Raw genomic sequence first — 14345 nt, 5'->3', positions numbered from 1 at the left:
GTGGTCGCCAACGTCGACGATCCGCTCGTGGTCTGGGCGGCGTCCAGTTGGGCGAACCAGACCTGGGTCTCGGCCGGGCAGAACTGGACGGCGGATGCGATGGTGTGCCCGCAGTGCGCCCGGTTGCTCCATCGCAACTCCTCGGGTTGGTGGTGTGACTGCGGGCTGGCCCGCCCGGAACCGCTCGTCGCCGTCATCGGGCCTGGCGAACTGCTGTGGTTCGGCTCCCACGTCAAGGCATCCATCGACCTGCCCGGACGGGTGAACCTCGGCAACGCGGCGATGGCCGCCGCCGCGGCGAGACTCTTCGGGGTCGAGGTCGGCGACGCACTGGGCGCGATGACGGGTCTCGGCGACGTCCAGGGGCGCTATCAGGAGGTCGAGCTCGACGAGAACGGTGTCCGCGGGCGGCTCCTGCTGGCCAAGAACCCGGCCGGCTGGGTGGAGATGATGGAACTGCTCAACACGGCGCCCGCGCGGCCGGTGATCATCGATTTCAACTCGCAGACCGCTGACGGCCGTGATCCGTCCTGGATATGGGATGTCCCGTTCGAGCGGCTCGCGGGCCGGCAGGTCCTGGTCACCGGTGAGCGCAAGGAGGATATGAGCGTTCGCCTGGCCTACGCCGAGGTGCCGCACACCGTCCACCCGGATGCCGAAAGCGCGGCGTCCACGGTTGCCCAGGAGGGGACCGTGGACGTTGTCGCCAACTACACCGCCTTCCGTGACATCCTGGGGCGGGTTGCCCCGGTGAGGACGAGCAGATGACCAGGATGGCAATGTGATCACCGAGTCGGCGACCCGGATCGCCCTGATCTACCCGGAGCTGCTCGGGACCTACGGTGACGGCGGCAACGCGATCGTGTTGGCGCAGCGGCTGCGTTGGCGCGGGCTACCGGCCGAGGTGATCGATATTCCGGCTGGCGAGCCGGTGCCCGGCAGCTGTGACATCTACCTGCTCGGCGGCGGCGAGGACGAACCGCAGGTACTGGCCGCCGAGGGATTGCGCAGGAGCACCGCGCTGCTGCGAGCGGTCAACGAAGGTGCGGTCGTTCTCGCGGTCTGCGCCGGCTACCAGGTGATCGGCGCCTCGTTTCCCACCGGCGACGGCCAGGTCCATGACGGACTCGGCCTGGTGGATGTGGAGACCCGTCGGTCGTTCGACCCGGCGGACCAGCCGGCGCCACCCCGCGCGGTCGGTGACGTCGTGGTGGAACCAGCATCCGATCTCGGTCTTCCGGTCCTGCTCGGGTACGAGAACCACGCCGGGCGGACGCGGAGGCTGCCTGGCGGGCAGGGCAGGCCGCTCGGCGTCGTACGCAAGGGCGTTGGTAACGGCACCGCGGATCAGACCGACGGCATCGTGGACGACCACGTGCTCGGTACGTATCTCCACGGTCCGGTGCTCGCGCAGAACCCCGCACTTGCCGATCTGCTGCTGTCCTGGGTACACGGCCCGCTGCCGGAGCTGTTCGGCCCGCCTGAGGCGGAGATTCTGCGTCAGGCGCGCCTGCGTGCCCTCGACGTCGCGGCCTGAACCCTGTTACGGCTGTGGCGACCCGGGGCTGTGGCGACCCGGGGCTGTGGCGCCCCGGGGCTGTGGCGACCCGGATCGGGTGGGGGGGCGCTGGTCGGGCGGCGGAACGCCGGCACGGTCACGTTCGGCGAGCGCCGTATTGAAGCGGCCGAGAAGCATCCCGAAGCTGTCGCGTTCGTCCTTTTCCCAGGTGCCTACCAGGCTGCGCAGGCTCGTCACCCGCGCTTGCCGGGTGACGACGTAGCGCTCGCGTCCGCATGCGCTCAGGGTCACCAGGCTGGCCCGGCGATCGGTGGGGTCGGTGGCGCGTTCCACCAGGCCCTCGGCTGCCAGCGCGGCTACCTGGCGGCTCACCGTTGAGATGTCGAGAGCGAACACCGCACCGAGGGTCGTCAGCCGTAGCGCACCGTGATCGTACAGGTGGCTGAGCAGGAGATAGGCGGATCGGTCGAGGGCCGCTCCGGACTCGTCCGTGATGGCTGTGCGGAACCGCTCGGCCCGGCGGCCGAGCACGGCCAGCTCATGTTCGATCTTCTCAAGCGCCTGGTGATCGAGTGTCTGTTCATCGTCCACGTCGGCCTCATCCCTACGCCGTGTCCGCCGCCGGTGGCGTCACAGAACCTTGTGGATACACCATTGGGACGAACCAGGTGGCGCCGGGTCACCGTAGCGGATCTCCGGGTCCCCGGGTCGGCCGCCGGGGTACGGGCCAGATCGCCGGTGCGGTGCCCGACTCGTGCACGCCACACGGCGAATCTGCCGAATCGGGCGGCGTCTGTGTGGTTCGGTTGGCTCGTGGTATCGAATCCGCTCAAAGTCGGGAAAGCGTTGTGGACCAAGAACCGTCGACGGACGCTGATCGTCGTAGCCGTGGTCGTGGTTGCCCTCGCCTATACGTACCGCTCACCCACGGTGAAGACCGAGCGCGCCGCGATTCCGGCGGGCTACGCGTCGGCAGGCCGTGAGCTTGCGGTACATGCCGCCCCTAAGCCCAGGCAGCCGGTGCCGTTGGTCCTCGTTCTAGCTGACGACGGCAGCGACATGGCGGCGATCGAGAAGGCCAGCAACGCGTCGGCGCTTGCAGATCGCCAGAAGTTCGCCCTGGTGTACCCGGAGGCGGTGGCCAGCAGCTGGCAGGTCAACGGCCCGGATGTGCAGTACCTGCGGGACGTGGTCCGCTACGTCGCTCAGGAGCGATCGAACATCGACATGTCCCGGATCTACATCTGGGGCGGGGGAGAAGGCGGTCGCATGGCCCTTACGGTCGCCTGCAGCTCGCTTGACTCCGCGCAGAAGCCACTGTTTGCGGTGGTCGGGGCGGTGAACACGGTCGGACCGGCGCCCGCGTGCCCTTCGCAGGTTCATGTCAAGCTTCTGCCCCAGAAATGGGACGAAGCCACGACCGCTGCTTTGTGGACGTTTTCGAAAGATATCAGGGGCTAGAGCGACCGAAGGTCGCGCGCTGATGGCTCGTTTCGCGCGGCTGGTGGTTCCAGGATCTCCAGAGATCCTGGAACCACCAGCTCTGTCTCTGGGCACGCTTCGTGTCATCACCGGATTGACTTCCCGCCGGCCGGCTCAGCCGGGGGGGTGGCGCGGCCGGCCGGCGGGAGTTCTGGACTCCCGCCGGCCGAGCGCACTGTGGGGGGGGTTCAGTGCGCAAGGCCAGCGGAAGCCCGCGTTCCGCCGGGCATTACGAGCCGGGGGGGTTGGCTCGCTCCGACCAGCGGAAGTCCTTGGAGACATCCAGTTGTGGTTTGGGGCCGCCAGATCAGCGCCGATTTCGACAGCACCGACCTGGCGGCGAGGTTCACGCGTAACCGGAGGGGGAGGACACGCGGAACCCGATTGTGTTTTGAAGGAGCGTTAACCGTTTCACATGACCGGGATGGAAGCTGCTGTCGCCGGTACCGACGTACGAGCCGACCTACCAGGCTCCTTGGCCCCCGAGAGGGCGTTGGGACTGTGATTGCACGCTAGCTGACGCGGCCAACCGAGTACGACGTGGTCCAGATAGCCTCGAGTTTGACAACGTCACCTGATTTTGGGGCTACCCACATCTTGCCATCACCGGCGTAGATGCCCATGTGGTAAATGTTACCAGGTGCACCGAAGAAAATCAGGTCGCCGGGCTGTTTGTTGTACTGCGATACTCGGGTCGTTGCCTCGTATTGAGCTTCCGCCGTACGAGGAAGGCTGCGCCCCAGCTGTTTGAAGACATACTGAACCAGGCCGGAGCAGTCGAATGCGTAAGGTCCCTCTGCACCGTACACGTAGGGCTTACCGGCCTGTTGTGCCGCCAGATAAATAGCCCGTAGACCGAGGGAGCCTGCGGATATCGTTGCATCGATCGTACTCGGTGATATCGTGCTGGCCCCGCTGGAGCCGGATGCCTGAAGAACGCTACGAGCCACCGATAGAGGCGCCTGTGCCGGGACTGCCGGGGCTGGACCAGGCATCACAGTCATCGTACCGATGTTCGAGGAGTGCGCCGACTGCAGGGCGTCGGTGCCGTCGAAGATAGCCGTGATCTGTGTCGTGGTGAGAATCTTGGCTGTGTAGCTGGCGAAGCCCTGTTCGTTGGTGTACAGGTGCTTGAATGTCGCCCAGCCGTCAGGCAGCTTCACCTGAACCTTGATGAGCTGGTTCGGCAGCGGCGCGTGGGTCGTTCCGTCCTCGAGGGCGAAGCCCATGTCGATGGGCTGGTCGGCCTGCACGGAGACGTCCGGATTGGTGACCTTCAGCGCGACAGCCGACTTCGGGTGCAGGTCGGCCTGATCGATCACCTGGCTTGTGATGGAGCCGGGGCCGACCGAGGTGGCCGGGTTGATGACCGACGTGCGCAGGCCTGCGAGGGAGGCCTGGCTTCCGAACTGCGATCCTAGCGTGATCCGCGAGCTGACCGAGGTTTCGTCCATACCGGTGTCGGTCGGGGCGCAGCCGGCGAGCGCGACACCGGACACGGCAACCGTGCCGGTTGTCATCGCGGCTACCGCGGCCCGGGCTCGGACGCGACTTGTTCCCGACGGTGGAGCCGGCGCGCGGTGCCTGCCACGGGCTGAGCGCCCGGTCATGTCGGCAGGCGGTCGCAGAGACGACGTCGTTGCCGATCTCGTTGGCGACTTTGTCGGCAACGACGAATATGACCATGTTGCCGGATCAAGCTGCACATCGGGCGCAGACAAGGCTGTGATCCTTCCCGTTCGCCTGCGAGGTGAGCTGTCGGGTTCGGGCTGGGCTGCCCGGTGGGCCGTGCGACCGTCGCACAGCTCGCTTAACCCCTAGGACTGCACCGCGGCTCGGTGTCGTCCGGTGGAGGATGGGTCCCCCGCTCCTGCCCTGGTGACGACTCGGAGGGGACACCGGGACCGTGGGCAGGATTCGGCGTTCGGCCCGGTGTTGTCGTGACGTCGGGGTGAGACTAGTTCAAAAGGATGGTGCCAGTAAACACTAGTCCCTCACAACTACGGCGAGTGCTCACAGAAGTGACCATATCGGCTCCTCCCATCCTCCATGCCGACCAGCTCGCCGCCATGCCCTGACCTGTTGGTCCGGGCGGCAGGCCGCCTGGCTGAGGCGCCCGATGCCGTGACCCACAGGATGCGGAAGATGACATTACGCCATAGCGACGGCAGTCTGGCGGCGGGGGGCACTCGAGCGCCGATAGTTATCTTTCGTTGCCATGTAGTAGTGAAAATTGTCGCCTTGGTAGAGTCATCCGATCACGGATAGTGTCGATCGCTATGAGATGTCTCGCTCCTACATCCCGTGGGGGCGCATCCCGCGTGAGCCATACGGCCCGGGGCTGTGACGGCCCGGGGCTGTGGCGGCCCGGGGTCAGTGGCGGCGGGCGCGGGTCGCGCGGCGGGAGAGCAGGCCGGCGGTCTCCAGGACGTGCAGTTCGACCGCGAGTTGGTGAACCTCGGCAGGCAGGGAGCGGTAATGGCCGGACAGGGCTTCGACGGCGGCCTGCGCGCGGTCCGCGAGATCGTCCAGGGCCCGCTGATGAGTGCGCATCTGCGCCCGCTCATCCTGAATCGCGCGGACCGTGTCCTCCTGCCATCGCCGGGTACGCATCAGGTGCTCGCTGGCGTCCGCGGCCTGGCGCTCAGCATCCTCCAGCCGCCCGAGGAGCTGATCAAGTTGGTCCAACCTTGTTACCAGCTCCGCGATAAGATCATTGCGAACCGGGTACGTCGGTTTGGTCATCGGACCGCGTCGTGCACGTCGTGGGCCATGTCACGGATGTCGTCCCGTGTGCTGAGACACGTCAGGTCGTGGGCGCGGCGGGGGATGTGACCGTTGTCATGCAGGTCCGTTGCAAGGGTCAGCACGGGGTGTGATCGCAGTCCTAGCCGTCTGCCGTTGGCCGGCCGCTGGGACGGCGGTTGACGGTGGGTTCCCGCGCGAAGGGCCGACACAGCCGATTACGGTAGCCGACGCCGTGGTCTTCGTGAATCCCGTCGTCGGGTGATATATCGGAACTGCATAGTCGGAAATAGCTATCAAAGCGAGACGGTAGTCCTGATGGGTCGCCGTCCTCAGGAGGGGTAGGACCGAACGGGAGGACGGCAGGGCGCTCCGGTGGTATCCACCCAGCGGCCGGGCGTGACCCGCAGCACCCCTGGTGATAGTCCGAACGGGTGATACCCACGCCCTGCGATGGCCGCACGGCGGGGCCTGGTAGGTCCGTAATCCACCTGGATTTGCCCGGTTCGGGGCACCGATCTACTCTCGCCTCTCCGGGGCAGCCGGTACCCCGACTCAGGTTGCCCGGGGCCTGTGGCCGGGCGAGCGGTATCATGATCGTACGACCTTCGGCCAGCGGCTTTCCTCTTCACCGTACCGGGTTCACGGGTGAGGCGGTCGGTTGCAGTGACCTGATCCCGGTGATTCAACGGGCGTAATAGACTACACCATCGGCTTGATGCGTGGTCGTTGTTGTATGGTTCTTGTCGCCTGGGTTTTTTATTTGTGATTACAGCCAGCCGTTGCGCTTGAAGGACCGATACAGCGCGAAGCAGATCGTCGCCATCAGACAGAGAACGGCTGGGTATCCCCAGGCCTGCCGCAGCTCCGGCATATGATCGAAATTCATTCCGTAGATGCCGGCGACCGCCGTCGGAACCGCGGCGATGGCGACCCAGGCGCTGATACGGCGCATGTCCTCGTTCTGCGCGATGGTCACCTGCGTCAGGGTTGCCTGGATGATCGACGACAGCAGTTCATCGAATCGCGCTATTCGCTCGGTGACCAGTTCGAGGTGGTCGGCTACATCACGGAAGTACTCCTGAATCCGCGGTGGGATCCTGCCGACGCCCGGCTCGGTGAGCGCCCGCACCGGAGCGGCAAGTGGCGTGACGGCGTGTTTGAGCTCAAGCACCTCGCGTTTGAGCTGGTAGACCTTGCTGGCGTCGGGGCGGGTCGAGCGGCGGAAGACCGAGCCCTCGATGGTGTCGATGTCGACTTCGATCTTTTCGGTGACGACCAGGTAATCATCGACAATCTGGTCGCAGATGGCGTGGAGGACGGCCGACGGTCCTAGGCGTAGCATTTCTGGTTGTTTCTCCAACCGGCTGCGCAGCGCTTGGAGCCCGCCATGTTCACCATGCCGGACCGTGACGATGAAGTCCCGTCCGAGAAATACCATCACCTCGCCGGTGTGGACGATTTCCGATGTCGCGGTCAGCTCCTCGTGTTCCACGTAACAGGCGGTCTTGAGGACAACGAAAAGCGTCTCCCCGTATCGTTCCAGCTTCGGCCGTTGGTGGGCGGTGACGGCGTCCTCGACGGCGAGGGGATGCAGGCTGTAGACATCGGCGATATTGGACAGATCCGCCGCACTCGGTTCGTAAAGGCCGAGCCAGGCGAAACCACCGCGGTGGTGGTCCCGGGCGACGCGCAGGGCATCGGTGTGGTGGATAGGTTGCGGGTCGCGAGCGCCGTCCCGGTAGACGTGGCAGGCGACCACCCGGCCGGTTGGTGTCGAAGGGTCCTCAGGGCGGGTGCGGCGCCGTTTGGGGACCATTCGGACCAGGGATACTGGTCTGGCCAGGGCGCCCGCCAGCCATCCCGCCGGGGTCGACGGATGGCTGGCTGCATGCGGTGCGGACGGGTACCGCCTGTCCTGCCGATCGCCGGTGTCGTCATCGACATGCTCGTCGCTCACTTCCGGTTCCTTCCGTTGATGGTCCTGCCGGTCGCCAGGTCTGTCGGTCTGGCCTCTTCTGGTGCCGGGTGTTTCGAGCGGGCTTAGAGCGCCCGGCAAGAGGGGCGTGCCGTGCCGTGCCGTGGCAGCGCCAGTGGCGTGCCAGTGGCGTGGCGGCACCGGGGCACGCACCTCGCCGCAGCGCTACCCTTCCATCGCTGCGCGATGCACGGGTACCCCGGCTCGTCGGTCGACACCCACCACCAGGGTGGCCCCTCCTCGCACCTCGCGATCCCACCCGCCCCAGCCCCACTCCTTGACCCACGCCCCTACTGCCAGGCGTTCTTAACGATGTGAATCTGATGCTCCTGCCACAACACCAGATTCACATCGTTCCCGAAGAGCGCCCGGTAACAGGGGCGCGGCCTCGCGGGGCCGGGGCACGCACCTTGCGTTGGTGTCGTCGGGTGAATAGCGGAGCTGAAACGTTGAGCGTACAGTTTGACTGATGACCGTCGACGGTCGACCGTAGCGTGCCGAATTCGCTGCTGTCGGCTCGGTCGTCGCACCGTGGAAGTACGCAGGCGTGGGGGTGGCGATGACGTCCACAACGGGGCCGGGATCCACAACGGGGCCGGGATCCGCGACGGGGCCGGGAGATGGACGACCAGTCAGGGATCCCGGGGTCGGCGAACGGAATGATCCGAGCGAGACGTCCCTCCTTGAGATGATCAGCGCCTCCCATGACGATGCGACGCAGCTTGTCAAGCTGACCTTCACCGAAGCGGCGACCTCCGGGGACCCCAGACGCGCATTGCGGGCTGCCGATACCGCGGTTGCGGCGATCAGTGCACATATGTACTCGGTGCAGACCTCGATTTACCCGGTGGCGCGCCGCCGCCTCCCGGACAGCCGGCCGCGTATCGCGGAGCTGTGTGCCCAGGGGCGGGAAACCTCGTCGGTGCTACGTGGCATCTCCCAGCACATCCAGGGCGACGTGCACCGGCCGGGCGAGTCGATGGGAACGCTGCGCGAGCGCTTGGCCGAGCTCGAGGAGCAGCACATCGCCGCTGAGGACATTCTGGTCGCCGACCTCGAGAAGACACTTTCCCCGGACGAGCGTCGCCGGCTCATCATGTCGTTCCGACGGGCGATGCGGCGGGCGCCCACCCGCCCCCACCCGTACATTCCCCGCTCCGCTGTGGTTGGAGGCCTCGTCCTGCGGCTTGCCGGGAGCTGGGATCATGTCCTCGACACCATGGATGCCCGGGTTGCCGCGGGTGGACGGATCCGGGCACCAGCGCCGGCGGGACTGTGGGGCTGGTACCTGCTCGGACGTCCGACTCCGGCTCCGGCTCCGACTCCGACTCCGGACACTGCCAGCATCGCCAGCACTGATGTCTCCTCTGGTGCCTCTGGTGCCGCCAGCACCGACGCTGGTGGCATCGCCGGTCGGCGGCAGGTCCCTCGTGGCGCCCAGGCGGCCGGGGTCGGAGGGCACGGGCCGCGAGGGCGACGGCGACCGCGTCGGTAGCCACCGAGATGATGGCGAGGTCCTAGGATTACGCGTATGGGACGTGCCCGTGTGCAGCGTGTGACCCTTGCGGATCTTCTGGATGAGGTCGGTCCGGCACAGGCCACCTTGTGCGACGGTTGGACGGCGCATGATCTTGTCGCTCATCTGGTGACTCGGGACCGGGTGCCGTACGCGCTGCCTGGCTTGGCGATAAACTGGTTGCACGGTGTGACGGTGGCGGCGGAGCGGTCCACGATGCGCGGCGACACCTATCCGAACCTGGTGGAAATTTTCCGTGGCGGCCCGCCGTGGTGGCATCCAGGCCGTGTCGGACCGGTTGACGATGCCACGAACCTGGTCGAGTTCTTCGTCCATCATGAGGACGTTCGGCGGGCCAGACCCGGATGGGAGCGACCCCTGCTTGACGCGGGGACGCAGCTGGCGTTGTGGAGATCGTTTCAACTGTTCGGTCGGGCCGCCTACCGGCGGTCCGCCGTCGGAGTGATCGCCGAGCGTGCTGACGGCCCGGGGCGGGTTGTGCTGCGGCGTGGTGCCGGTAACGTGACCCTCGTCGGTGACCCGGCCGAACTCCTCCTGTTCGCCTTCGGTCGCCGTGACCACGCCGTTGTCGACATTCACGGCGACAACGGCGTGGTCACGGCGTTCGCCGAAGACCGGGTCAGCCTGTGAGTGGGTAGCCGCTCATCGTAGCGGCGGCAACGTCGTCACCACAGCGATGCGTAGGCCTGGGCGCTGCTGGGCTCTTCAACTGGGCCGGTCAGGGAGGAATGGACGTTGCCCGGATCCGAATTGCTGAAATATGCCTCGTACGACACGACATCGGCGTTGGCGACGAACGTGTCGTGCATTTTCCGGATGTAGAGGGGGTTGTCTCCGCCGGACTGCCCAGCCCTTCCGGCACCGGTGTCGTGGGTGCCGACGAGCCCCCATTCCGGCACGGAGAACTTCTTGCCGTGCGCGCGGGCAAACTTGATCACAGAGCAGAGTCCTTCGGCTTCGTCGCACTGGGTGTTCCAGGAGTTCTCGTCTGTACTTGCCGGCCACATGTCAAAGGTGTCGATGCCGATGACATCGACGTATGCGTCACCCGGGTAGAAATCGAAGGCGCCGTCGGTGTGCGAGTTCAGCGTCCAGTCGATCCGGGCCTGGGCATCTGTCTGCCGGATGGCACCGACCACCTGCTGGAAGCAGCCGACCCATGACCCCGGTTTGTTCGACGCAGACCAGGGGAACCAGTCGCCGTTGAATTCCCAGGCAAGCCGGACGATGCTGTTCGCGCGGCCCTGACCGATCAGCCACCGGCCGAACTCCTGCCAGTGCGAGTTGTACGCTCCCGACGCGCAGGCGCCGATGTCGCCGCCGGAGTCGGGGAAGAACGGCTGACTGATCACCCAGGTGCCGGCGAAGCCGGCGAACTTCTCGGGGTCCGAGCCGAGCCATGGGTGCGTTATCGTTTCCCAGCTTGACCGGTCGGCAAAGGTGACGACCACGTCAACCGGCCGGCCACGAAAGGCAGCCCACTGGTTCGCCTCCGCCAGAGTGCCCGCGGCGACGCCGCTGGTCCATCCGCCGGACAGGGGGCCGTCGCCGGGAACTGTGGCTCCGCCGGGAACTGTGGCTCCGCCGGGAACTGTCGATCCGCCGGGCGCCACGGCGGTCACGGCGGCTGATCGGACGGTGGCGGCGACCTGTGGCGGTCCGGCGTAGGTGCTGCTGCTGGCGGCCGGCGCGTGGCCAGGGCCGCCGTTCGGGTCGTCGTTGCCGACTCCGGCCGTCGGGATGGACGCGCCGGCGACCGGCGTGGCGGACGGCCCGGACGTGGTCGCCAGCGTTGCATTCCCGACACCATCACCTCTGATCGGGGCGACGTGACAGCCAAGGCTCGTGGCAGCGACCGCGAGAGCACCCAGGCCGGCGAGCCAGACCCGGCCACGGATCGACACCACCTTCTTGGCTGCCGCTGTCGGGCCCAACCGGGGTGGCGCTGCCGTGCGGGGTGCGAGCGTGCGCCTACTTTCCGCTGCGACCTGGACGAGTTCTTGCTGGTCCGTTGTCGATTTTGCCGCATTGGCAGATGTTGTTTTTTGCAGTGGGTAACGTGTTTCATCAGTGGTTTTTCTGTGTTTCACAGTTGACTCCCTCCGCGTGACGGGGCTGTCTCGCGACCCTGGACGTCGCCGAAGTGGACGTCGCCGCACGACATGTGGGCCTCGCAGATAGGGAAATGTTCCGGGCGACGGGCTTCAGCAGGCCTGGCGTGGGCCTGCGGCAGCAAAGTCATCATCGGATGATGAGGCTACACGGACCCGCTTCAGCACCCGCCAGATGGGCATACCAGCAGGTCAAGGAGTTATTGATCAGACTTCTGCATGGACGGCAACCTGTCGCAGTCCGTCGTCTATTGTGTTTCTGTTGTCTATCAAGAGTTCTTTGATCAACTGTTAGTTGATATTAACAATCGTCGTTGTCTAGGGCCGTGCTCTCGACCGCGTGTCGGCCGTGGCGAACTCGGTGGCCACGGCCGACGAACGCCTCGTCCACGAGCTCGGCCAGGTCCGTGCTGCTGCAGGCGGTCAGGCACGCTGCGTGGGCAGGTTCGTACCCGGTCCGCGTGACGCCGGCGATGAGTGAGGGTCGCCGGTCGCCGGTCGCCGGTCGCCGGTCGCCGGTCGCCGGTCGCCGGTCGCCGGTCGCCGGGCCGGCGCCTGTGGCCAAGCCAGGCCAATGATCCTTATCTCATGGTCGGCACGTCCGGGGATGGTGATCCGTGCCGTCAAGCTGATCTGTAGGGATGCAGTGTAGGCCACAGTGGGGATCCCTTTTTGATCATTAGATACTTGGTATCATCAACTATACTGAGTTTCATCCGCTGCGCGTCGCTTAAAAGGGGGCTATCCGCTATGACGGCTGCGGTGGATGTAAGGCGTTCGTCGTCCGTGACCTTCGCGGCTCTCGGCATGTCAGCGCTGACCTTCTCGTTGCTGCAGACGATGATCGCGCCCGCGTTGCCGACGATCCGGGCGGAGTTCGGTTCGAGCCAGGCCGGTATTGCGTGGATCATGACGGCCTACCTGCTCAGCGCATCCGTGGCGACCCCGATCCTCGGGCGTCTCGGGGACGTCTACGGCAAGAAGCGGCTGCTTGTCGGCATGCTCGCGGTGCTTGCTATCGGAACGGTGACCGCCGCGCTCGCAACATCCCTGACCGTGATGCTCATCGCCAGGGTCATCCAGGGGGTGGGTGGGGCGATCTTTCCGCTTGCGTTCGGGATCATCAGGGACGAGTTCCCACCGGAGAAGGTCGGCGGCGCGATCGGTGTCGTGTCCGCCGTGCTCGGCGTGGGCTCGGGAACCGGAACGGTCATTTCCGGACCGATCAGTAGCCACCTGGGCTATCACTGGCTGTTCTGGCTACCGGCGATCGCCATTGCCATCGCATTTGTGGTGACCGTGCTGTGCGTTCCGGAGTCGCCCATCCGCGTGGCTGGGAAGGTGTCAGTCGGTGGCGCGTTGCTGCTTGCGGCGTGGCTTGTCGTTCTGCTGCTCGGAATCAGTCAGGGACCCCGGTGGGGATGGGGATCCAGTTCGGTCTTTGGTCTTTTTGCGCTGGCGGGGCTGCTTATCGTCGTCTGGATCACCGTTGAGAGCCGCAGCGCCCAGCCGCTTGTGGATATGCGAATGATGCGGATTCCCACCGTGTACCGGACGAATATCACTGCGATCCTGTTCGGTTTTACGATGTTCTCGATGATGGTGTTCGTCCCGCAGTTTGTGGAAACCCCTCCGTCGGCGGGCTACGGATTCGGTGCGAGCATCACCCAGGCCGGCCTCTTCATGCTGCCGTGCAGTATCTTCATGCTGGTCGCCGGCATATTCGCCAGCCGTCTCGGAGTGAGGTTCGGCGCGAAGGTACCGCTGGTCATGGGCACCCTGATCGCGGCTGCCGCCACCTGCGTCCTCGCGTTCGCGCACAGTGAGAGTTACATGATCTACATCGCGACTTCATTGATGGGTATCGGTATCGGTCTGGGGTTCGCGTCGATGTCACACCTTGTGGTTGTAGCGGTTCGCCCCGATCAGACCGGGATTGCGTCCGGAATGAACGCCAACATCCGGACGATCGGCGGCTCGATCGGCACCACCGTTATCGCCACCGTCATCACAGCCGGGGTGGGCATTGGAACACTGCCGCATGAAAGCGGTTACACGAATGCATTCGCGCTGATGGCCGTCGGATTCGGTGTGGCCGCGGTTGCCGCCGCCTCGCTTCCCGACATCCGGCTGTCGGCGGCGACCGAGGCCGTCGCAGTGGTCGAGTCGGGACGGACAGTCGTCGACTCTGTGCCGCAGCCGCGAAGCAGCCGCAGCTCCGCGGCGGTGCAGGGCAAACTGTAGTCCCCGGGAGTTCATGGGAGCCGGACGACCTGGGCCGCGTAGGCGAGGCCCGCGCCGAAACCGATGAGCAGTGCGAGGCCACCGGAAGGGACCATTCCGCTTGCGAGAACCTCGTCCATCGCGAGCGGAATCGACGCCCCGGAGGTGTTTCCATGGATCGCGACGTCGCGGGCGACGGTCACCGTGTCGGGCAGGGCAAGTACCTTGCACAGCATGTTGATAATGCGGATGTTGGCCTGATGAGGAATGAAGGCGGCGAGTTCCGCTGCGTCGACCCCGGCCACCTCGAGAGCCGCCCGCGCGACGGGCGCCATCTGCCACGAGGCCCACCGATATACCTGCTGACCCGCCATCCGCATTGTCGGCCAGGGCAGCTCGGGGTTGTCGCGCCATTCCAGATACGAGTGATCGTGCCCGATTGCGTCTCGGCCCGAGGGATCAGAACCCCACACGACGGGCCCGATGCCGGTTGTCTCCGACGGCCCGACGACAATCGCCCCGGCACCGTCGCCGAACAGAAAGGCCGTGCCCCGGTCATGTGGGTCGATGATGTCCGACATCCGTTCGGTGCCGATTACCAGAACGTATCTTGCGCTGCCGGCGACCACCATGTCGCTGGCCACCGCGAGGGCATGGCAGAAACCCGCGCACGCGGCCGAGAGATCGAATGCGGTCGCGTTCCGCGAACCGAGTCGGCCGGCCACCTCGGTCGCCACCGACGGCGACTGT

12 protein-coding genes and 1 riboswitch are annotated in these 14345 nt (G+C 65.9%); of the genes, 6 read left to right on the top strand and 6 right to left on the bottom strand.

Features of this window, described 5'->3' with window-relative positions; genetic code table 11:
• Positions 1–768 (top strand): DUF1727 domain-containing protein (locus U9983_RS22230; protein WP_322755881.1); only part of this gene is annotated, 768 nt, incomplete at its 5' end.
• A gap of 13 nt (positions 769–781) precedes the next feature.
• Entirely contained in the window at positions 782–1537 is a 756-nt protein-coding gene (locus U9983_RS22225) for a glutamine amidotransferase (protein WP_322755880.1), read from the top strand.
• 6 nt (positions 1538–1543) lie between these two features.
• Here the strand turns inward: U9983_RS22225 and U9983_RS22220 are convergent, their stop codons facing one another.
• Entirely contained in the window at positions 1544–2110 is a 567-nt protein-coding gene (locus tag U9983_RS22220) for a MarR family winged helix-turn-helix transcriptional regulator (protein ID WP_322755879.1), read from the bottom strand.
• Between the two features lie 297 nt (positions 2111–2407).
• Between U9983_RS22220 and U9983_RS22215 the strand changes: the two genes are divergently transcribed.
• Positions 2408–2980 carry a plasmid partitioning protein gene (locus tag U9983_RS22215; RefSeq protein ID WP_322755878.1) on the top strand — a complete coding sequence of 191 codons (573 nt, stop codon included), beginning with the start codon at positions 2408–2410 and terminating at the stop codon, positions 2978–2980.
• A 533-nt stretch (positions 2981–3513) separates the two neighbouring features.
• Here U9983_RS22215 and U9983_RS22210 read toward each other — a convergent pair.
• The 3 genes from U9983_RS22210 to U9983_RS22200 form a co-directional block, all read right to left on the bottom strand.
• Complete coding sequence (locus U9983_RS22210; RefSeq protein WP_322755877.1) at positions 3514–4521, bottom strand: C40 family peptidase; 1008 nt, start codon at positions 4519–4521, stop codon at positions 3514–3516.
• Between the two features lie 206 nt (positions 4522–4727).
• Positions 4728–4898: riboswitch (cyclic di-AMP (ydaO/yuaA leader) on the bottom strand.
• A 476-nt stretch (positions 4899–5374) separates the two neighbouring features.
• Entirely contained in the window at positions 5375–5746 is a 372-nt protein-coding gene (locus U9983_RS22205; protein ID WP_322755876.1) for a hypothetical protein, read from the bottom strand.
• 769 nt (positions 5747–6515) lie between these two features.
• Complete coding sequence (locus U9983_RS22200; protein ID WP_322755875.1) at positions 6516–7706, bottom strand: magnesium and cobalt transport protein CorA; 1191 nt, start codon at positions 7704–7706, stop codon at positions 6516–6518.
• 706 nt (positions 7707–8412) lie between these two features.
• On the opposite strand from U9983_RS22200, the gene U9983_RS22195 reads away from it, so the two are divergent.
• Complete coding sequence (locus tag U9983_RS22195) at positions 8413–9219, top strand: hemerythrin domain-containing protein (protein ID WP_322755874.1); 807 nt, start codon at positions 8413–8415, stop codon at positions 9217–9219.
• A 51-nt stretch (positions 9220–9270) separates the two neighbouring features.
• A complete protein-coding gene (locus tag U9983_RS22190) occupies positions 9271–9891 on the top strand; it encodes a TIGR03085 family metal-binding protein (protein WP_322755873.1) in 621 nt (206 codons plus the stop codon).
• A 35-nt stretch (positions 9892–9926) separates the two neighbouring features.
• Here U9983_RS22190 and U9983_RS22185 read toward each other — a convergent pair whose 3' ends face one another.
• The gene (locus tag U9983_RS22185) at positions 9927–11165 is read right to left on the bottom strand and encodes a glycoside hydrolase family 26 protein (protein ID WP_322755872.1); all 1239 of its coding nucleotides are present in this window, start codon (positions 11163–11165) and stop codon (positions 9927–9929) included.
• A gap of 957 nt (positions 11166–12122) precedes the next feature.
• Between U9983_RS22185 and U9983_RS22180 the strand changes: the two genes are divergently transcribed.
• Positions 12123–13616, top strand: coding sequence for an MFS transporter (locus U9983_RS22180; RefSeq protein WP_322755871.1), 1494 nt, complete (start codon positions 12123–12125; stop codon positions 13614–13616).
• 11 nt (positions 13617–13627) lie between these two features.
• On the opposite strand, the gene U9983_RS22175 is transcribed toward U9983_RS22180, so the two are convergent.
• Positions 13628–14345 (bottom strand): beta-ketoacyl-ACP synthase 3 (locus U9983_RS22175; RefSeq protein ID WP_322755870.1); only part of this gene is annotated, 718 nt, incomplete at its 5' end.

Origin of the sequence: Protofrankia sp. Cas3 (genome assembly GCF_963555955.1) — a bacterium.
GTDB lineage: Bacteria > Actinomycetota > Actinomycetes > Frankiales > Frankiaceae > Protofrankia.
The sequence above is the reverse complement of the archived record's forward strand: the minus strand, read 5'-3'. Positions and strand labels throughout refer to the sequence as shown.